This is a genomic window from Williamsia sp. 1138 (assembly GCF_002095435.2).
Lineage (GTDB): Bacteria > Actinomycetota > Actinomycetes > Mycobacteriales > Mycobacteriaceae > Williamsia.
On the sequence record NZ_MJEJ02000050.1, the window covers coordinates 250,923 to 270,533 of the forward strand.

Annotated in this window: 21 protein-coding genes; 10 read left to right on the forward strand and 11 right to left on the reverse strand. The window is 64.7% G+C overall.

The features are described from left to right. Positions 1-69 precede the first annotated feature (69 nt). The 4 genes from BH683_RS22030 to greA all read left to right on the forward strand — a co-directional run bounded on the left by BH683_RS22030 (position 70) and on the right by greA (position 2,667). Positions 70-498: a DUF4307 domain-containing protein gene (locus BH683_RS22030; protein ID WP_084838411.1), complete on the forward strand. Its 429-nt coding sequence runs from the start codon at positions 70-72 to the stop codon at positions 496-498. Positions 499-665: 167 nt separating this feature from the next. Then, positions 666-1,283, forward strand: coding sequence for an LppP/LprE family lipoprotein (locus BH683_RS22035; RefSeq protein WP_084838412.1), 618 nt, complete (start codon positions 666-668; stop codon positions 1,281-1,283). 19 nt (positions 1,284-1,302) lie between these two features. Beyond that, entirely contained in the window at positions 1,303-2,076 is a 774-nt protein-coding gene (locus BH683_RS22040; protein ID WP_084838413.1) for a queuosine precursor transporter, read from the forward strand. 96 nt (positions 2,077-2,172) lie between these two features. Further along, positions 2,173-2,667 (forward strand): transcription elongation factor GreA, encoded by a 495-nt coding sequence (gene greA, locus BH683_RS22045; protein ID WP_084838414.1) that lies wholly within the window; start codon positions 2,173-2,175, stop codon positions 2,665-2,667. A gap of 91 nt (positions 2,668-2,758) precedes the next feature. Here the strand turns inward: greA and BH683_RS22050 are convergent, their stop codons facing one another. Genes BH683_RS22050 through BH683_RS22070 form a run of 5 tightly spaced genes read right to left on the reverse strand, consistent with a single transcriptional unit; the run spans position 2,759 to position 6,512 of the window. Continuing rightward, on the reverse strand, positions 2,759-4,243 hold the full coding sequence (locus tag BH683_RS22050) for a signal peptidase I (protein WP_168187098.1): 1,485 nt from the start codon (positions 4,241-4,243) through the stop codon (positions 2,759-2,761). Between the two features lies 1 nt (position 4,244). Continuing rightward, positions 4,245-4,817: a SipW-dependent-type signal peptide-containing protein gene (locus tag BH683_RS22055; RefSeq protein WP_246833520.1), complete on the reverse strand. Its 573-nt coding sequence runs from the start codon at positions 4,815-4,817 to the stop codon at positions 4,245-4,247. Next, positions 4,814-5,398 carry a signal peptidase I gene (locus BH683_RS22060; RefSeq protein WP_084838416.1) on the reverse strand — a complete coding sequence of 195 codons (585 nt, stop codon included), beginning with the start codon at positions 5,396-5,398 and terminating at the stop codon, positions 4,814-4,816. The genes BH683_RS22055 and BH683_RS22060 overlap by 4 nt, the downstream gene beginning before the upstream one ends. Beyond that, positions 5,395-5,973: a hypothetical protein gene (locus BH683_RS22065; RefSeq protein ID WP_084838417.1), complete on the reverse strand. Its 579-nt coding sequence runs from the start codon at positions 5,971-5,973 to the stop codon at positions 5,395-5,397. Before BH683_RS22065 ends, BH683_RS22060 begins: the two co-directional genes overlap by 4 nt. A 2-nt stretch (positions 5,974-5,975) precedes the next feature. Further along, on the reverse strand, positions 5,976-6,512 hold the full coding sequence (locus BH683_RS22070; RefSeq protein ID WP_168187099.1) for an alternate-type signal peptide domain-containing protein: 537 nt from the start codon (positions 6,510-6,512) through the stop codon (positions 5,976-5,978). A gap of 67 nt (positions 6,513-6,579) precedes the next feature. Between BH683_RS22070 and BH683_RS28760 the strand changes: the two genes are divergently transcribed. The 4 genes from BH683_RS28760 to BH683_RS22085 all read left to right on the forward strand — a co-directional run bounded on the left by BH683_RS28760 (position 6,580) and on the right by BH683_RS22085 (position 9,684). Further along, positions 6,580-7,044, forward strand: coding sequence for a hypothetical protein (locus tag BH683_RS28760; protein WP_168187100.1), 465 nt, complete (start codon positions 6,580-6,582; stop codon positions 7,042-7,044). Positions 7,045-7,207: 163 nt separating this feature from the next. Beyond that, positions 7,208-7,417 (forward strand): hypothetical protein, encoded by a 210-nt coding sequence (locus tag BH683_RS22075; RefSeq protein ID WP_084838458.1) that lies wholly within the window; start codon positions 7,208-7,210, stop codon positions 7,415-7,417. 169 nt (positions 7,418-7,586) lie between these two features. Beyond that, on the forward strand, positions 7,587-9,311 hold the full coding sequence (locus BH683_RS22080; RefSeq protein ID WP_084838419.1) for an FUSC family protein: 1,725 nt from the start codon (positions 7,587-7,589) through the stop codon (positions 9,309-9,311). A 67-nt stretch (positions 9,312-9,378) separates the two neighbouring features. Continuing rightward, a complete protein-coding gene (locus BH683_RS22085; RefSeq protein ID WP_084838420.1) occupies positions 9,379-9,684 on the forward strand; it encodes a hypothetical protein in 306 nt (101 codons plus the stop codon). A 7-nt stretch (positions 9,685-9,691) separates the two neighbouring features. Here BH683_RS22085 and BH683_RS22090 read toward each other — a convergent pair whose 3' ends face one another. The 6 genes from BH683_RS22090 to BH683_RS22115 form a co-directional block, all read right to left on the reverse strand. After that, on the reverse strand, positions 9,692-11,239 hold the full coding sequence (locus tag BH683_RS22090) for an FAD-dependent oxidoreductase (RefSeq protein WP_084838421.1): 1,548 nt from the start codon (positions 11,237-11,239) through the stop codon (positions 9,692-9,694). A 3-nt stretch (positions 11,240-11,242) separates the two neighbouring features. Next, positions 11,243-12,244 carry a diiron oxygenase gene (locus BH683_RS22095; RefSeq protein ID WP_084838422.1) on the reverse strand — a complete coding sequence of 334 codons (1,002 nt, stop codon included), beginning with the start codon at positions 12,242-12,244 and terminating at the stop codon, positions 11,243-11,245. A gap of 137 nt (positions 12,245-12,381) precedes the next feature. After that, positions 12,382-13,089 (reverse strand): Tellurium resistance, encoded by a 708-nt coding sequence (locus tag BH683_RS22100; protein ID WP_084838459.1) that lies wholly within the window; start codon positions 13,087-13,089, stop codon positions 12,382-12,384. 36 nt (positions 13,090-13,125) lie between these two features. Beyond that, positions 13,126-14,343: a threonine ammonia-lyase gene (gene ilvA / locus BH683_RS22105; RefSeq protein ID WP_084838423.1), complete on the reverse strand. Its 1,218-nt coding sequence runs from the start codon at positions 14,341-14,343 to the stop codon at positions 13,126-13,128. A gap of 226 nt (positions 14,344-14,569) precedes the next feature. Further along, on the reverse strand, positions 14,570-15,742 hold the full coding sequence (locus tag BH683_RS22110; protein ID WP_084838424.1) for a cystathionine gamma-synthase: 1,173 nt from the start codon (positions 15,740-15,742) through the stop codon (positions 14,570-14,572). Positions 15,743-15,800: 58 nt separating this feature from the next. Beyond that, the gene (locus tag BH683_RS22115; RefSeq protein WP_084838425.1) at positions 15,801-17,189 is read right to left on the reverse strand and encodes a cystathionine beta-synthase; all 1,389 of its coding nucleotides are present in this window, start codon (positions 17,187-17,189) and stop codon (positions 15,801-15,803) included. Positions 17,190-17,228: 39 nt separating this feature from the next. On the opposite strand from BH683_RS22115, the gene BH683_RS22120 reads away from it, so the two are divergent. Together BH683_RS22120 and BH683_RS22125 are read left to right on the forward strand one after the other, a co-directional pair. Next, the gene (locus BH683_RS22120; RefSeq protein ID WP_084838426.1) at positions 17,229-18,161 is read left to right on the forward strand and encodes an SGNH/GDSL hydrolase family protein; all 933 of its coding nucleotides are present in this window, start codon (positions 17,229-17,231) and stop codon (positions 18,159-18,161) included. Positions 18,162-18,288: 127 nt separating this feature from the next. Then, on the forward strand, positions 18,289-19,509 hold the full coding sequence (locus tag BH683_RS22125) for an acetyl-CoA C-acetyltransferase (RefSeq protein ID WP_084834498.1): 1,221 nt from the start codon (positions 18,289-18,291) through the stop codon (positions 19,507-19,509). Positions 19,510-19,611 lie beyond the last annotated feature (102 nt).

A 19,611-nucleotide genomic window follows, 5' to 3' on the forward strand; every position in this document is an offset into this window, starting at 1 on the left:
ACTCCCACCGAACGTGCGACCCGCCCTCACCGGTCCTCCGGGTTCTCCCTACATGGTAGGTATGAACCCATGACCAGCGCTCGCAGCCTCCCGCAGGGGCGCTACCCCACCGAACGGTCGCCACGATCCCGTCGACGCTGGTTCGTGGTGCTCACGACGCTGGTGGTGGCAGCCGGCGTTTTGCTCGCCTGGGTCGGCTACCAGCGGTTTTCTGATCCCGACATCTCGGGTGAGGCCAGTGGCTACCTGATCATCGACAGCTCCACGGTCGAGGTGAAGTTCACGGTGAACCGCAAGGACCCGAGCAAACCGGCCACCTGCGTCCTGCGGGCCCGTTCGAAGGACGGCTCCGAGACGGGCCGACGGGAGGTCTACATCCCGGCATCGAGCCAGACACAGCTGTCATTGTCGTCACTCGTCCGTACGTCGGCGGCGCCGGCGGTCGGCGAGGTCTATGGCTGCAGCGAGTCGGTGCCGGACTACCTCGTGGCGCCGTGACCCGGTAGTCCCGACCGACCGTCAACCGAACGGCGGACACAAGGCGCCGCGCCCCCGGTCGTGACCTGCGACATCTCACCCAGCAGCCGTTCGACACCTTTCCGTGACTAACTATTCGGCCGTCCTTGCGACGGTGGTAGTGGGTCGGCAACGAAAGGATCTGCTCGATGAAAACCTTTGCGAACTCAACCTTTTCGACACGAATCTGCACGACCGCAATCGCCGCGTCGATCGCCGCGGTCGCCATGACGGGATGCGGCACCGCCGATGAAGGCAACTCGGTCCCGGTAGTCACCACACTGACCGAAACCGACGTCTCGGCCACCACGATCACCTCCCCACCGCCGTCAACGGACAACCCTGCCACCAGCCCGTTCAGCAGTGCCACGTGCGACGTGGACACGGTGACGATCGACTCCGCGATCGCGCAGATCGCGCCGCCGATGCCCGGGGTCGGATGGGTCGAAGGGGACAGCAACGTCAACACATGTGCCTCGCTCACATACGTGACCTTGGACACCGCGGGAGGCACCGTGTCGTCCCCGTACCAGTTACTGCTCTTTCACGACGGGGAGTTTCTCGGAACCGGAACCTCCTGCAACCTGAGTTACCAGACCGTGGCCGCGACGGCCGACGACCGAATCGACGTCCGGTACCGCTATCTCGTGGGCGATGAGCCGAACGCCGACCCGCAGGGTGAGGTCTACGTGAGCTATCGCTGGAACGGCTCCGGCGTCGACATGCTCGGCGACCTGCCGGAGGCGGTCACCCGAGGTGAGTGCTGATCGCCCATAATCGGCACCCATGACAACAACAACGCAGTCTGGGCAGCCGGACCCGTCCACCGCCAAGGGACCGGGTCCGGCGTTCGCCACCATCACCAGCCACTACTTCCCGATGCTCGTCGCGCTTTTCGTAGGCGTGATGATGATCAGCAACATCACCGGCACCAAGGGTGTGGTGCTGTTCCCCGATCTCCACGTCGACTTCGGCCCACTGTCCATGGACGGCCTGGTCACCGACGGCGCTTTCTACCTCTTCCCCCTCGCCTACGTCCTCGGCGACGTGATCAGCGAGGTCTACGGCTTCAAGGCCATGCGGCGCACGATCCTCGCCGGGTTCTTCGTCCTGCTCATCGCCTCACTGTGTTTCTGGCTGACCATCCACCTGCCCGCAGCCGACTTCTACGACGGGCAGGAGTCGTTCGAGACCGTCGCCGGCGTCGTCCCCCAGTTCCTGGCCGCAGGTTTGGCCGGATACGTCGTGGGCGAGTTCCTCAATTCCTGGGTTCTCGTGAAAATGAAGGAACGGTCCGGAGAAAAACACCTCTGGGCCCGTCTGCTGGGTTCGACGGTCGTCGGCGAATTTTTTGACACACTGGTTTTCTGTTCCATTGCCGCTACCGCACTGGGCATTTCGACCTGGTCGGATTTCGTGAACTACACGATCATCGGATTCGTCTGGAAGACGCTGGTCGAGGTGGCGATCATGCCGCTGACCTATCTGTTCGTCGGTTGGCTCAAAAAACGCGAGCCCACCTACGGTTCCGCGCTCGAATCTGCGGGCACAATTAGATAAGAATTCGAGAACCGTCCATCTGTGCTGGTACTCTTGGCTGATACACGGTCCCGAGAGGGGCCGTGTTGCTGTATTTAACGAGAGGGAGTGACGAGCATGACCGACACCGAGGTGACCTGGCTTACCCAGGAGTCCCATGATCGGCTCAAAGAGGAGCTCGACGCTCTCATCGCGAATCGTCCGGTGATTGCTGCCGAGATCAACGAGCGCCGCGAAGAGGGCGACCTCAAGGAGAACGGTGGCTACCACGCTGCCCGTGACGAGCAGGGTCAGCAAGAGGCCCGCATCCGTCAGCTCCAGGAGCTGCTCAACACCGCCAAGGTTGGCGAGACCCCCACTCAGTCGGGCGTTGCACTGCCCGGTTCCGTGGTCAAGGTCTACTACGACGGCGACGAGTCAGACACCGAGACCTTCCTGATCGCAACCCGAGAACAGGGTTCGTCAGATGAGAAGCTCGAGGTCTACTCCCCCAAGTCGCCGCTTGGTGGTTCGCTGATCGACGCCAAGGTCGGTGACACCCGCAAGTACACCGTGCCCAGTGGTGCCACCGTGTCCGTGACTCTGGTCAGCGCGGAGCCGTACCACACGTAAGAATCCCATTTTGGTGGCTTTTGGCGACTGAACCCGCAGGTCGGGTCCGCCAGAAGCCACCATTTTTGGTTTCGGGGGCCGCCTGCTCGCGTCAGCCTGCGACAGACCAGGTGCCGTCTTCCCGGGTCACCGTCGTCGCGGCGCCATCGGCGTCCGTCATTTTCAACGTCACGTCGTCCAGCCATTCCAGCTTCACAGCAGCGACGTCGGCGCGATACTCCTCGGCGCCGTCCTTGTCCGCGATGACCACATCTCCGTCGGCGGCCGAGGCGACATAGTTTCCACCGGGAGACATCACTTCGGCCACCGGTGATGGCGCAGGGACCGGCGCGGCCGTCGACACCGGTGGCACACTTGTCGGCGGCTCTACGCTCGACGTGGTCGACACCGGTCCTGGAACGCTGGTGGCGGGCTTCTCCGACGCACTCGAGCCCGGGGTCGTGGGGGTCGACTCAGGCGGGGCGGATGTGGTCGAGGACGCGGATGCCGTCGAGGACGTCGTCGCCGATGTCTGCAGGGGTGCTGCTCGCGCGGCTGAGGAGGTACCGGTTGCGGATCCGCAGGACACACTGCCGAGCAACAGGTTGACGCTGATGTTCAGCCTTCCCGTCGAAAGGAAAGTGCCCACCCGGCTGCGAACTTCCACGTTGTACACCCCGAGCAAGGCCAGCCCGAGGACGTCGTTGAAGTACGCTCTGCCGACGACCAGCGTCGCCGGGTTCGAGGTCGAAGCAGGCACCACAGCAGAATTCGCTGGACCCACGAACGCCGGGATGAAGCTGAACACGTAGGCGTAGGACTGGTGGTTCACCGGATTCGCCCATGACAGGCGGGCGCTGGTCTCGAGAATCCCGGTGGTGACAGTGGTACACGTCAGAGGCGCTGTCGGAGCCTCCGGCCGGCCGGCCGAGACCGTGCCGGCAGCTGTCGCGGAGTCCGTGAGCGGAGCGAGGGTGCCATGGGTTCGCTCGAAACCCATGACGGCTGCGGCGACAACGGTCACGGCGATCAATCCCTGCACCACGATCGCGGATCTGCGTGATCGAACCGACAACGGCCCGGTGTGCCTGCCCTGGCCTGTCCGGCGAATCAGCTTGTCCGGTCGGAACGCCAGGCACAACAGACCGAGAGTGAAAAACGTGGCGACGGCCCACGCAAAAGGATTGGCGAAAGCGCTCAAGACGTAGCCCAGGTTCGGGATATGGAACAGCACCTCGTCGACCGTCGAGACGATGTATGGTTCCGAATCCTCGACACTGTTCGCGTCGCCACGCAATGTCATGGTGGTCGAATTGCCGACCCGCGAATCGATCGACGCAACCCGATGGGTGATCCGCGTGCCGTCCGGACGCATGACGCTCACGATGTCCCCGGGCGCGACGTCGGTGGCCGGCACCGAACGTGAGATCGCGACGTCACCGACGTCGATCGCCGGAGACATGGAATCCGAGCGAAAGATCAACGGCGACAATCCCAACGAGGCACTCACGATCGCGGTGAACACGCACAACACGCCTGCGATCGCGCCGGCGGTCAGGGTGACCTCGATCGCGATCTTCCTGACACGATCGGACATCTCAGGTGCCTGCGCTGGCGGTGAACGTGAACAATACCGACCCCGATGTGCCCGCCAGACTGGACAGCGCATTGGGCGGAAGATTCAGCTGGACACAGAGGGGGTCGGTGCCGGACGTCGCCGCAACCGGTCCACGCCCGGTCGCGAATGCGGACGCTGTGCTGGTGATCGACTTCGCCGTCGTCAATACGGTCCCCGGTCCGCAGGTGCCGCCGGAGGCCGTCGCGCCGGCGACCGCGGTCAGCGTCACGCCCTGCCCCAGGGCGTCGGCGCTCGACACCGAGGCCGTGTACCTGAACGGCGCAGTGCCGGTGTTGCTCACCGTGACGACCTTTGCCGCCGACTGTCCTGGCAGAATCCCGCTGGGGGCAAATGCGAACGACGCGCTCTTCACACCGTCCGCAAGGATCGAGATCGTGGCAGTGGTGAACTCACCCGACCTGGTACTCACGGTCGAGGACCACAGGGCCAGAGTCCCCACCACCGCGATGCCGATGACCATGCCCATCGACAGAACGGCGCGGGTTCGGCGGCTGATCAGAGCCAGCCCCGCGGCACGCAACCACGCGCTCACGGCGCGCTCGGCGGAGCGCGGCGTTCGCGGACCGAGCCCGCGAACTGAACGATTGCGTAAAGGAAGAGGGTTGCGGCGACTGCGTAGACAACGACCAGTCGCGTCGAGCCGCTGATCCAATTGTTCACGTGACCGAGGTACGGGATCGAGTACCACAACTCCCCTCGTATCTGCGCCGGCCGCACCGGCTGTGCATCCGGGACCGCGACTGCATCGCCCTGCGTCGTGAGCAGCCTGTTGCCTTGCTGGTCGAAATTGAATCCGACGATGCGATGGGTGATGACTGCGGGTTCACCCGAACGAATCTGGTAGGTCACCACATCACCGATCTCCAGGGTCGATACGTCAACCTTGCGGACCACGATGAGTGTCCCCGGCGGATATTCCGGCTTCATCGACGAGGTGAGAATCGTATACGGCTGCGCCCCTGCGATCTTCGGTACGACGATTGTCGCGAGAAGGATCGCCACCAGGGCCAGCAGGAGCACCCACGTGATGACCTGGAACGCCCACCACAGCGGTCCGGTCCTGTGCGGGGTGTCTTCGGTGGCGGTGTGCGCATCCGACTGTTTCGAGGTCATGTTCGCCTCTGCTCTGACCCGAAGGCGAAAAGTACTGTGTACGTGGCTGATCCGGTTCCGGTGACCGATTGCAGCGTGCTCCTCATGCACCAGGTCTCTGTCGCCCCCTCGGCCAGCGAACGCCAGGGACTGCTCGCGGCCGTACCGGAAGCGCTTGTGGTGAACGTCGTGAACGCCGCGGCACCGGGCAGTGTCCCGGTGCCGCACGTGCTGCCGACGGCCATGACGGTCCCGGACAGTGACAACGTGACGCCCGAGCCGGGCGTACTGACCTGTGGGCCGGCAGCATTGAGGCGGTACCGCAGGGGGGTGCTACCACCGTTGGTGATTGCCAACGGGGCCTGGCGTTGGTCGCCGGGGAGTATTCCCGCCCCGTTGAGTCCTGCGAACTGGTAAATCGACCCGGACCCACTGCCTGCCACCAGCTTGAGCTGGCCGGTTATCACCGTCGCGCTGTCGGTGGAGGCGCTGTCAGTCCATAGAGCGTCGGTCGACCGCACTGCCGCCAGGGACAGCGCGGCGACCGCACTCACTGCTGTTACGACCACCAGCCGGGTCGTACCCGACCAGGACATCGTCAGGAACGAACCTGATTCAGGTTCACCGACATCCCCGACACGTTCACGCCCTGGTTCTGGCTGACTTGGCCGTTGACATCGGCGAAAGCGACGGTGACTTTCACGACGACGGTGTGGGGTGCGCCGGGGGTGATGGTGACCGTGCTACCGCCGGGTGCCGGGGTGCCGTCGACAGTGGCTACCGGGGTCACCGTCACGCCCGTCGGCGGTGTCCCGGCGGCGCCTGGATCGACCGTGACCTCTGCCTCCATGTTCTTACCGGTCGCAATAGCTGTGTATGTCGAGGTGTACTCCCAGGTGTCCAGCGGCACCAGCAGGTCAGTCGTTGGATCGACCGCTGTACCGCCGACGATCCCGGTCGTCGACACATCGGTCCACGATGGCGTCCCCTGGGCCGTCAGGTCGAGCTCACCGGTGCTCACGTTTCCCGGGGTGTTGGTGCCCGAGTCACTCCACAGTGCGTACGAACCCGCACCGCCGAGCAGGACGACGACAGCAGCTCCGGCCGCGAGAGCGCCTTTGGCGTTTCGATTCATGTCTTCAACCTCACAAGGGTCTGGCGGCCCTTCAAGCCGCATCGGATTGGTGGTGAGGTCAACGTGAATGTCCGACCCCCCTGCCGCGGAATTCGCACCAGACGGTGGTCCCCACATCGGTATTGAGAGAATTCAATCCGAAGCGGTTCACATGTATCTCGCCGGGAATGTCGCCCCCGGCGAGCCCGGCGTTACACAAATTCAACAGCAATTATCAATTCGATGCCGACCCTACGCCAAATGGGTCTTTATGGCGAGCCACTTCGAGAATCAGCTTCACTCCTATCACCACCCCTTTACCGAGGCATTTTGGCGTCAATCTTCCGCATCGACGCAGTTCGGAGTCATTATTGCTGTACAGATTTGTTTCGCAGATGAATTCATCGCAGGTCGGCGCCGAATTCCGAGACAACGTCTACAACCATTCCATTCGAATTCAGCTGAGCCTGCCCTCAGGAAGCGCACAATCGCTCAATTTGACGATCAAAGACTCGCGAATAATTTATTTGTTAGGCTTATTAAAGATGTTTGACCGAATACGACCATCCATTGGGATATCTGCTCTCATTGCTCAAGTGATCAGGTGCTCCAAAGTCGATATGACGGATTCGTGAGTTCGGCATATTTCGAGGTCAGAATCGAATTCAACGCGCCGACATGTGTCGAGCACCCGATGTATGGGTAGCTTCCATCTCATGACTGATCCCAGCTCCACCGCCACCCAGATAGCCGAGTTCGCCGAACAACACTCCGACTACACCGCGATCGCCTTCGACAACGACGGCAAGATCATCGACTGGAAGACCTCTGGCGATTGGGTCAATGGTTCGCATGAGGGTGAGCGCATCCATGTGATCGACGGTGACATCACCCCCGAAGCCGTTCAACGCGTGCTCGACAGCTGAGGTCTCGCGACACACCCTTCGTGCGCTGGAGCGACGCCGACTCGCTTCGTCGCGGCTCTCCCGTGCACTGTCGCACCCACACCAAACACACACGCCGTCAACAAGAACGACTACGCAACAGACTGAAAAGCGAGGAAAACCCACCACCCTTCTGAGATAGATTCTGACGATGTGGGGTATTCGAGGCTCGATCATGCGATCGGTCGGGGCGGCACTGCGCCCGCAACCAGCGCCCCTTGCGGTCTCGATGGCTGCCCGGACTGCGTTGGCAGCGGGCACGGTCACGGTGGTCGGCGCCGTGGTCGGGGATCTCAACGCGGTCGGCATGGCTTACTTCGGGGCTGCCTGCGCGGTGGCATTCGCAGCACGTGGAACGTACCGCCTCCGAAGCTGGGCGTTGCTTGCACAGGCGGGCGGCGCGGTGGTCGGGCTGACAATCGGGGCCCTGGTTCCCGACCAACCGGCATCCCTGATCGCAGCGGCGGCCGTAGCTGGGGTGATATCCGGCGTGATCGGGGTCATCGGGCCGAATGCACCGGCCTTCGGAATGATGCTGACCATCGGACTGGCCTTCGGTGAGTTCGGAGGTTCACCGCTTCCGTCGATCGAACAGTCTCTGTGGTACCTCGTCGGAACCCTGATCGTGGCCGTTGCCACGTTATCTCCCTGGGTGTTTCATCGTGGCGGCGATGAACGGACTCTGGTGGCAGCCGTGTTCGATTCCGCCGCGGCCGTGTGCGACGACATCGGTTCCTCGGAGGCCCGCGCGGCGCGCGCTCGCCTCGCCAGAGCGTCTGCCGACGCGCGTTCGGTGACCCACCACCCGCGTGCCGAGCTGGTTGCGTTCGCGGTGGCGGGACTGTACGCCGAGGAAAACCCTCTGCCGCGCAGCGTCTCCGACCTGCTCCGGGCTGCCGCAGATGCAACCCGGCGAGGTGAACCACTCGCTCGTGCGACGATGAAGGTCGAGAACCCGACACCCGCCATGGCGGCCCTGTTCGACGCCTTCGCGATGTCGCCTACCCGGCCACCTGCTCCGGGCAGACCGGGTCGACATGACCTGATGAGATCGGCTCTTCGTGCGATCTGGTCCCTACCTGCACTCGGCAACGGCATGAGACTCGGCCTCTGTCTAGCGATGGCCACGGGTACAGCAGTCGCACTGCATGATTCGAATCATGCGTTCTGGTTGCCATTGACTGTCGCGGTGATCGTCCGGCCCGAATATGCATCGGTGTTCGTCCGCACGGTGAACCGGGTGTGCGGCACCATCGCAGGAGCGGCCTTCGCCGCAGCGATACTCGCCGTGTTCGGCAGTGGCCTTCCGGTGGCTTGCGCCGCTGCGCTCGCCTTGTCGGTTGCCGTGCTCACCGCGCCGAAATTGTATGCCTTCAGCGTCATCGGAATCACCGGGTCAGCGCTGCTGGCCTCCTGCATCGGAACGGCGGACCCGGCCCTGCCGGCTCTGCGCCTCGTGGACACGGTGATCGGGGCGGGCGTCGCCATCGTCTTCGGATATCTGCTGTGGCCGGACTCGAGGCGTCTGCCGACGACTGCGCGACTCGATGCCGCACTACCGGCGGTCCAGGCCTATCTCGAGGAGGCCGTCAAGCAACCCGCGCGTCGCGTCGACTGGCAGACGCGTCGCGACGAGGCCTACCGCCAGGCCCATCTGCTCCGCGCCGCGACGGAGGCCGCCACCACCGAACTGCCACCGGTCAGCTCGATCGCCGTGTTCCGCATCCCGGTGGCGGTCGAACTGGAAGAACTGGTCGACGCCATCACGGCGCTGGCCGCGAAAGCCGAAGCAGGCCACGATGTCGTCTCCGAGCGAGATCGCATCGAGCAACGCCTCCGTCTGCTCGAGTCACTGCCACTTCACAGCCACGACTGAGCAAGTTCGGAGGCTGGGCCGCTTGTCTGGAGTCGTCCCACCCGGTCACACCTCAGGGAGGTCCCCCATGGTCACATCAGCAGACGTGGTTCTCGTCGTACTCGACGGCACCGAACGCACCCGCACTTTGGTGCGCGGGCTCATCGACAACGACGTTCGCACCGCGCTGACGAGTGAGTCGGTCCACGAGCTGGTCCCGTTGCTCGGCGGCGCCCGCCGCGGTCTGGTCTACGGCGTAGTCGCCGACCCGTCCGACGGTCGCCAGGTGGATCGATTGTTCGAGCGGGTCGGCCAAACCCTTGGTGCGGTCACCGTCATCCTCGACCCCGGGGAACGCCTGACCGGACACCGGGCGGCGTCCCATGCCGCGTGAGGGGTCGTCAGCGCCGGAACGGGCGTGTACGGCGGCGAGGCGGCTCCGTGTGGGCGGAGAGCAGGCCTGCCTCGAGGTCAGCGCGCAACTGCGACACCGTCTCGGCGGAGTCCGCCTTGTTGGTTCCGATGAACCCTGAGGGTCCGCGTTTGATCCAGCCGGTGACGTACACCCCGGTCATCGGACCGTTGTCGCCTACGACCCTGCCCGCCTCATTGGGGATCACACCTCGCACGTGGTCGAACGGCAGTCCGGGAACTTCGACGCCCTTGTAGCCGATCGAAGTGAGGACGAGACCGGCTTCGACGGTCTCGGTGCGACCCGTGGACTCGACCCCGATGCCACCGGGTCCGGGCTTGTTGATCCCGAACGTGACGCCGGCGACCGAGCCGGCAGCGTCGGAAGTGATCTGCTCCGGCGACCGCAGGAACCCAAATCTGATCACCGGACCGGATCCCGGTGCACGCTGGGCTATTTCGGACAGCACGGTCAGCTTAGCGGCGATCGTGTGGTCGTCGATCTCGCCGGTGTCCTGCGCCTCGATCAGAGCTGGATCGATGGCCACATGCGCACCCCCGTCGGCCAGCCCGACCAACTCGGGCAGAGTGAACGCGGCATCGCGCGGTCCCCGTCGACCGACGACGAGGACCTCCTCGACCTTCGAGCGCCGCAGCGCCGCCAGTGCGGCGGGCGAGATCGAGGTCGAGGCAAGATCGTCGGGGTCGGCAGTGAGGATTCTGGCGACATCGAGCGCGACGTTTCCGTTGCCGATGAGCACCACTCGGCGCTGGGACAGGTCAAAGGTCCGGTCCACATGGTCTGGGTGGCCGTTGTACCAGCCCACGAACTCGGTGGCGCTGGCGACATTGGCGAGGTCGGCGCCGGGGATGTCGAGTCGACGGTCACTCCCTGCACCACCGGCGTAGATGACTCCATGAAACTCTCGACCGAGGTCTTCGAGGGTGACGTCGCGGCCGACCTCGCTGTTCAGCATGATGTCGAGCCGGTTGTTGCGGGCCATCTCGTCGAAGAGAGCCATCACCTTTCGAGTCGAGAGATGATCGGGAGCAACGCCGTACCGGGCGAGCCCGAACGGCTTGTCGAGACGCTCGTACATGGTGACGCGAACGTTGGGATAACGCAGGAGACCATCGGCCGCATACATCGCCGACGGCCCCGACCCCACGATCGCCACTCGAATGTCCCCGCCGCCCGGAACTGCGATCGGCTTGGGCGCGCTGATCGGTGCCAGCGGCAACCGCAGCCGCGAGTCGACCGGGAAACGCACCGGCGACTGCGCGACGTCTTCGTAATGCTCGGCGTTGATCTGCAGGTAACGCTCGTCCTTGGGCTCGATACGGTGACTCGGGACGATTGCACCCACCGGGCATGCGCTGACGCAGGCACCGCAGTCGACGCAGGTCGCCGGATCGATGTAGAGCATCTCCGACGTCAGGAAGTCAGGCTCGTCCGGGGTCGGATGGATACAGTTGACCGGACAGGCGTACACACACGAAGCATCTGCGCAGCATGCCTGCGTGACGACGTGAGGCACCGATCACGCTGCCGTATAGGTGGGTTCACTCCGGAACCGCGACGGGCGTCCCCCGATGCCCAGGATCTTCCACAGGAACCGCGAGAGCGGGTTCATCAGGCCACACTGCTCACCCAGCATCCTCACGTCACCGAACACGTTGTGCAGGAACTTCTTCGACTTGTCGGATTTCCAGAAGATCTCCTTCATGACGTCGTCCGGCACACCGAAATCCTTCTGGAAAGACTTCGGCGGCACCACGATCGCGCCACAGAGCACACGCATCACGATCGGGAACATCAGCGACAGCAAGAAGCGCTGGAAGAAGTTCTTCTTCGGAATGGTCTCTCGAAGAAGGTGGTGGGCGAAAGAGATGTGCCGGGCTTCCTCGGCGACGTGGAGTTGCATCACGGCCATCATGGTCGGGTGCATCTCGTCGCGGTTGCGCAGGAAGTCCTTCTGGATGTGGTCGATGGGCTCTTCGCCACCGAGCACGCCGAAGAAGAACAAGCTCGGGAAGATGGTCGATGCCAGCGGCACCAGCGGCGAGATGATCCGATAGCCGATCTTTGCGCCGGGTACATCGACCCCGGTGCGGTTGATGAACTCTTGGAACATCAGAGTGTGGTTGCACTCTTCTTTCGATTCATGCGTGGTGTAGCGGAACTCGGGGGCGCCGTTCGGCATCTTGAAGCTGTACTGCATCAGTCCGCGGATGAGGACGGACTCGAACTGGAGACCGACCTTGGCTACGTTGGCCTGTCGCCACATCCCGATCTTGATCTGCTTGTCCAGGGGCTGCTGCTGGTACCAGGGGTGCCGGCCGATGGGGTCGACGTCCTTGGACAGGACCCACCGTGGATCGTTCGGGACGACAGCCATGTGCGGCGCATCCCAATCGATGTCGATGTACGGGTCGAAGTTGCGATGCACCGACGCGCTCGACAGGTCGTCGAGCACCTGGGCGTAGTCGTCGCCAGTCGTCGCCTTGGTGCGCTCCGGGACGTACTTCAGTGCTTCAGTCATCTCTGGCTCCTAGCTTGCAACGTGTTCTCACGACGCTAGAAGGTTGGCTTTAACTTGTCAATGACCGTTGATAAATCAACACGGGTTGTCACGCCGGTCGATGTCACCGAATCGGGGCCGGGAGTGGAGATCGACCGCTACTTGCTACCGCGACCCCAGTTCAGACCCCAGCGGAAATGTTTGTCCATCTTGTCGCCGCCGGAGAAGTATTCGACGGCGCGGGTGATCGTCACGCCGTGCGGCCCAGACTCGATCAACGCGATCGATGCCGTACGCAGGTTGTTCTTCGGAGAGTCCATGCGGACCTCGATGGGTGGGCCGAATTGCGACTCGACGGTCACGACACCGTCGACAGCCGCCCAGTTCGGACTTCCCTCGTAGATGTCGGCGAAGACCAGGATGCGCCGGAAGACACCCGGATCGGCCAAGTTGACGAACATGTTCTCGCCCGAGGCCGTGCTGCCGGACCGGTCATCCTGGTCGAGCTTGATGAACGGCCGCTTCTCCAGCGCACCGAAGTTGCGGTCGAGGGCGCCGACGCCGCCGAGAGAACCATCGGACAATTCGAACAGACACCGCAGATCGAGGTCGACTCCGCTCTTGCGCTTGAAGAAACCACCGCCCTGTCCCGAACCCTGTGCCCAGTTCAGGTTGATCCGGATGGTGCCGCCGGACACGCCCGCCTTGGCGAGACTGACTGTCGGGCTGCTCTTGGTCAACGAGATCTTGCTCAGATCGACGGCGGACGCTGCCGGTGGCGGCGCCGGCGCGGCGGGCGGCGCGGCAGGAGCCGGGGTCTGGGGAGTCGGATTCGACCGCGGACGCTTCGTGTAATCGATTGCCATGCCCATCAGCCTATGGAAAATCGGACAACGCCGCGCTCAGTCCCCCAGGTAACCCGCTCCGGACAGCGCCTCTCGGACCTCGGCCTGGTGGTCGGGCCCCTTCGTCTCGAGGCTCACCGTCACCTGGACCTCGCCGAGACGCAATTCGCCGCTGACCCGGGAATGGATCACGTCGACGACGCTGGCACTGAGATCGCGCAGCAGAGCCAGCAAGGCAACCAGCCCACCCGGACGGTCCGAGACGGTGGCGGTGATGGTCATGTAACGGCCTGCCGCGCGCAGGCCATGGGTGGTGACCTGCGTGAGCAACAACGGGTCGATGTTGCCGCCTGAGAGCACCACGCACACCTCCCCCTCGAGCTGCAGATCAGCAAGGCTCGTCAGGGCTGCCACCGCCGTGGCCCCGGCCGGCTCGACCACCAGCTTGGCTCGCTCGAGTACCAACAACAGAGCCTGCGAGATCGCCTCCTCGGTGACGGTGACCACCTCGTCGACGAGGTCGGAGACGTGGGCGAACGGCACCTGCCCGGGCTTGGCGACCGCGATGCCATCGGCCATCGTGTTCATCGAGGTCGCGCGCAGCGGCCTTCCCTCGGACAGGGACGCGGGCCACGCCGCCGCTTCCGCCGCCTGGACCCCGACCAGCCGGACACCGGGTTTGTGGAGCTTGATAGCTGCCGCCACACCCGCCAGCAGCCCACCACCGCCGAGCGGCACCAGGACAGTCCCGACGGCCGGCATCTGCTCGATGATCTCCATGCCGACCGTCGCCTGTCCGGCGACGATGTCGGGGTGGTCGAACGGATGTATCAGGACAGCGCCGGTCTCTTCTGCGTACGCGAGCGCAGCCTCGAGGGCGTCGTCGACGAACTCGCCTTCGAGGATCACCTCGGCGCCATACGCCCTTGTCGCCGCGATCTTCGGCAGTGACGCCCCGATCGGCATGTACACCCGCGACCGGATACCCAACGTGGTTGCCGACCAGGCGACGCCTTGAGCGTGGTTGCCCGCGCTGGCGGCCACGACCCCGTGGGCACGCTCTGCGTCGGACAGGCCCGCGATCCGCAGATACGCGCCTCGCGGTTTGAAAGATCCGGTGCGCTGAAGATTTTCGCACTTGAGCCACACCTCATGGCCACATTTCTCCGACAGCGCCCGAGAGGCCACCATCGGTGTGCGACGCATCACCGGTGCCAGCAATTGCACGGCACGGTCGATCTGGGCTGCGTCGATCAATCCGTCAGACCTAACCATCACCCCACCCTAGGTGCGGGATGCCGAGCTTGCGGCCTGACGCGGGCACTCCCAACCACCGCCCCAACCACAACGGTCTCGCGACAGCCCCCACCACTACTGAGACCACAACGGTCTCGCGGCCCCGCACGTTCTGGACTGAGGAGGAGCGAGCGCAGCGATGCGATCGACGAGGGAAGAGCGTGCGCTCAGGGCCGCGACGACCCCGCGAGCGGAGCGAGCAAATTCAACCCAGTGCGTTTTCGATATCACCCAAGAGGTCGCCGATGTCTTCGATGCCGACGGACAGTCGCACCAGATCGTCCGGGACCTCCAGCAGCGACCCTGCGGTCGAGGCGTGGGTCATCGCGCCGGGGTGCTCGATCAACGACTCGATACCGCCGAGCGACTCGGCCAGGGTGAACACCTCTGTGCGGTCGCAGAACTGCTGCGCGGCTTCGAGACCACCGGCCACACGCACCGAGATCATTCCGCCGAACCGAGTCATCTGCTTGGCGGCCGCGGCGTGTCCGGGATGGGACTCCAGCCCCGGGTACAGCACCGAGTCGATCTTCGGGTGCGAGAGCAAGAACTCGACGATCTTCTCGGCGTTGTCGCTGTGTCGATCCATCCGGACGGCAAGGGTTTTGATCCCGCGCAGGGTGAGATAGGCATCGAACGGTCCGGGTACCGCACCTGCTCCGTTCTGCAGGAATGCGAGATCGGTGTCGAGCTGTTCGTCGTCGGTGACCAGGGCTCCGCCGACGACGTCGGAGTGACCGCCGAGGTATTTGGTGGTCGAGTGCAGCACCACGTCGGCGCCCAGGGTGATGGGACGTTGCAGATAGGGCGAGGCGAAGGTGTTGTCCACCACGAGTTTCGTGCCGGCCTCGTGTGCAACGCCTGCCAACGCCTCGATGTCGCCGACGTTGAGCAACGGGTTGGTCGGGGTCTCGATCCACACCAGCTTGGTGTTCGGACGGATGGCGCCGCGTACCGCGTCGACGTCGGTGACGGGTGCGACCGAGTATTCGATCCCCCACTGGGTGAACACCTTGTCGATGAGCCGGAAGGTGCCGCCGTAGGCATCGTTCGGGATGACGAGGTGGTCGCCGGGACGCAGGGTTGCGCGCAGCAACGCGTCGGTGGCCGCCATGCCGGACGCGAACGCCCGGCCGAAGCTGCCCCCTTCCAACGCGGCGAGGTTGGCTTCGAGGGCCTGACGCGTCGGGTTGCCGGTCCGCGCATACTCGAAGCCACCACGAAGTCCTCCGACGCCATCTTGGGCGAACGTCGAACTGGCGTAGATCGGTACGTTCACCGCGCCGGTCAGCGGATCGGGTTCGTATCCGGCGTGGATGGCCTTCGTCGCGAATCCCTGCCAGTTGTGCGAGTCGGTTTTGCTGCGCTGCTCACTCATGTCATCCAGCGTAGAGCCCCGGTGGATTGCCTGAATCCGCGGCCGAGCAGAAAAACCGCTAAGCGATCGCGCTGACGAATCCGAGCAGGTCGTGACGGGTGATCACGCCGATCGGTTTTCCGTCTTCGACGACCATCAGGGCGTCGGTCTCTCCGAGCGCCTTCGTGGCGGACGAGACCGGCTCGCCCGAACCGATGAGCGGGAAGGGCTTGCCCATGTGAGCGCTGACCGGGTCGGCGAGGTTCGCGCGGCCTTCGAACACCGCGCTGAGCAGCTCACGTTCGGTCACCGCACCGGCGACCTCACCGGCCATGATCGGCGGTTCCGCCCCGACCACGGGCATCTGCGACACCCCGTACTCGCGCAGGATCTCGATGGCGTCGCGCAGCGTCTCGGACGGGTGCGTGTGCACGAGGTCGGGCAGAGCGCCCGACTTTCCGCGCAGCACCTCCCCGACCAGCGGTTCGACCGTGCCTTTGCCGTCGAGCGGAGTTCGCAGGAAGCCGTAACTGCTCATCCAGCGATCGTTGAAGATCTTGCCCATGTAGCCGCGGCCACCATCCGGCAGCAGGACGACGACGAGCGCGTCAGGACCTTCCCGTTCGGCAACGCGCAGGGCGGCGACGACAGCCATGCCACACGAGCCCCCGACCAGTAGGCCCTCTTCACGGGCGAGCCGGCGGGTCATCTCGAACGAGTCGGCGTCGGAGACGGCGATGATCTCGTCGGGGATCGCCGGGTCGTATGCGCTCGGCCAGAAGTCTTCACCGACGCCTTCGACGAGGTACGGACGGCCGGTACCTCCGGAGTACACCGAGCCCTCCGGATCGGCGCCGACGACCTTGACCTTGCCGCCGGACATCTCCTTCAGGTAGCGGCCGGCACCGGTGATGGTTCCACCGGTTCCCACACCCGCCACGAAGTGGGTGATCTTGCCATCGGTGTCGTTCCAGATCTCGGGGCCCGTGGTCTCGTAGTGGCTCTCGGGTCCGGCCGGGTTCGAGTACTGGTTCGGCTTCCAGCCACCCTCGATCTCGCGGGTGAGACGATCGGAGACGCTGTAGTAGCTGTCGGGGTGCTCCGGCGGCACGGCCGTCGGGCAGACCACCACTTCGGCGCCGTACGCACGGAGAACGTTGCGCTTGTCCTCGCCGACCTTGTCCGGGCACACGAACACGCAGTGGTACCCGCGCTGCTGCGCGACCAGGGCCAGCCCGATGCCGGTGTTGCCGGACGTCGGTTCGACGATGGTGCCACCGGGCTTGAGTTCTCCCGAGGCCTCCGCGGCGTCGATCATCTTGACCGCGATGCGGTCCTTGGAGCTGCCGCCGGGGTTGAGGTATTCGACTTTGGCCGCGACCAGGCCGGATCCCGGCTGGACCACGGAGTTGAGCTGAACCAGCGGGGTGTTGCCGATGAGGTCGGTCACGTGACTTGCGATGCGCATGAGTCCATCGTTCCAGACCGCTTCGATTATGTTGGAGCTGTGTCCGGATCCAAGCGTCGGCTTGCTCGTGATCTGGCGGCGACCGCCGCCGCCACCGCCGGTACCGCCGGGGCCGGATGGGGTGCCTGGACGTTCCTCAACGGCCAAGCTCGCACCGCCCGAACCGTGATCCCCCACCGGACGGACAACGCCCCGAACGGCGACGGCATCTACGGACCGGACGGGGTCGGTCCGCTCCGGGTGCGGCGGGGCGAAGCGTTCGACCTCCACGTGATGGTGTTCGGTGACTCCACCGCTGCCGGTCTCGGCGCAGAGATCGCCGACGAGACCCCCGGCGTCCAGTTGACCCGAAAGCTGGCGGACGAGACCGGTAAACGTATTCGGCTGAGTACCAAAGCGATTGTCGGAGCCACGTCCCGGAGCCTGACCGGACAGGTCGACGCGATGCTGATCGCCGGACCGCCGCCCGATATAGCGATCATCTTCATCGGCGCCAACGATGTGACGAGTACCAGCGGGGTTCGGGCGTCGGCGAAACGGCTCGGCGCGGCAGTCCGTCGACTCCGTGAGGCCGGCGCCCTGGTGGTCGTCGGAACGTGTCCCGATCTCGGCGTCATCGCGGCCATCCCCCAGCCGCTACGGACTGTGATCCGTCAGTACGGTCTGCGATTGGCAGCCGCGCAGGCGATCGAGACCCGCGCGGCGGGCGGCACCCCTGTCCCCCTCGCCGATCTGCTGGCCCGTGAGTTCCTGGCCGCCCCCGATCGGATGCTCTCGGCCGACCGATACCACCCGTCCGCGGCCGGTTATGAACTCGCCGCGCAGATCCTTCTTCCTGCAGTGCTGTCCGGTCTCGGCGAGTGGGGGTCGGGTCCTCTCCCCGAGCCACCCGCGGTGTCCGCCATCGCCGAGGACAACAAGTGGTCCGCGCGGACGCGGGCCTATCTGAATCGAGCCGCTCGGCGCCGATGAGGCGGGGCTCGAATCCGGCCGGTGCACGCTTTCGAGGTCCGCCTCCGGGCCGAACCTTCGCTGGCGTAACGTCAGATCGCGAAACCTTACAAAGCTGCACGTCCAACCTATTTTCACAGGAGTCCGCATGCCAGAGGCCGTCATCGTCGCCACCGCCCGCTCACCGATCGGCCGAGCCGGTAAGGGCTCACTCAAAGATGTCCGTCCGGACGAATTGGCCCGTCAGATGGTCGAAGCCGTGCTGAACAAGATCCCCGAACTCGACCGCGCCGACATCGACGACCTCCACCTCGGGTCCGGACAGCCCGGCGGCCAAGCCGGCTTCAACATCGCCCGCTCCGTCGCCGTCCAGGTCGGCCTCGACCACGTCCCCGGCGTCACCGTCAACCGCTACTGTTCTTCGTCACTGCAGACCACCCGCATGGCCATGCACGCCATCCGCGCCGGCGAAGGCGACGTCTTCATCTCCGGCGGCGTCGAATCCGTCTCCAGCTTCGGAACCGGCAACGCCGACGGCTGGCCCAACACCAAGAACCCACTGTTCGCCGACGCCATGGCCCGCACCGCCAAGGCCGCCGAAGGCGGCGCCGGCACGTGGTCCGACCCCCGCGAGCAGGGCCTGCTCCCCGACGTCTACATCCCCATGGGCGAAACCGCCGAAAACGTCGCCTCCTTCACCGGCATCTCCCGCGAAGACCAGGACCACTGGGGCGTGCGCAGCCAGAACCGCGCCGAAGAGGCCATCAAATCAGGCTTCTTCGCCCGTGAGATCGAACCGATCACCCTGGCCGACGGCACTGTCGTCGACACCGACGACGGCCCCCGCGCAGGCACCACCTACGACAAGATCAGCCAACTCAAACCAGTCTTCCGCCCCGACGGCACCGTCACCGCCGGCAACGCCTGCCCCCTCAACGACGGCGCTGCCGCACTGGTCATCATGAGCGACACCAAAGCCAAAGCCCTCGGACTCACCCCGCTGGCACGTATCGTGGCCACCGCCGCGACCGGCCTGTCCCCCGAGATCATGGGCCTGGGCCCCATCGAAGCCGTCCGCAAAGCCCTCAAATACGCCGGCCTGTCCATCGCCGACATCGACCTGTTCGAGATCAACGAAGCCTTCGCCGTCCAGGTCCTCGGATCAGCCAACGAACTCGGCATCGACCACGACAAACTCAACATCTCCGGCGGCGCTATCGCCCTGGGCCACCCGTTCGGCATGACCGGAGCCCGCATCACCGCAACGCTGCTCAACAACCTCACCACCCAGGACAAGACCCTCGGCGTCGAAACCATGTGCGTCGGTGGCGGTCAGGGCATGGCCATGGTGCTCGAGCGCCTGAGCTGAACCTGACCCCAATCAAAAGAGCCCGCGACCAGATGGTCGCGGGCTCTTTTGGTGGAATCGCTAGTCCGAGTTGAAGTAACTCAGCAGGCGCAGGATCTCGAC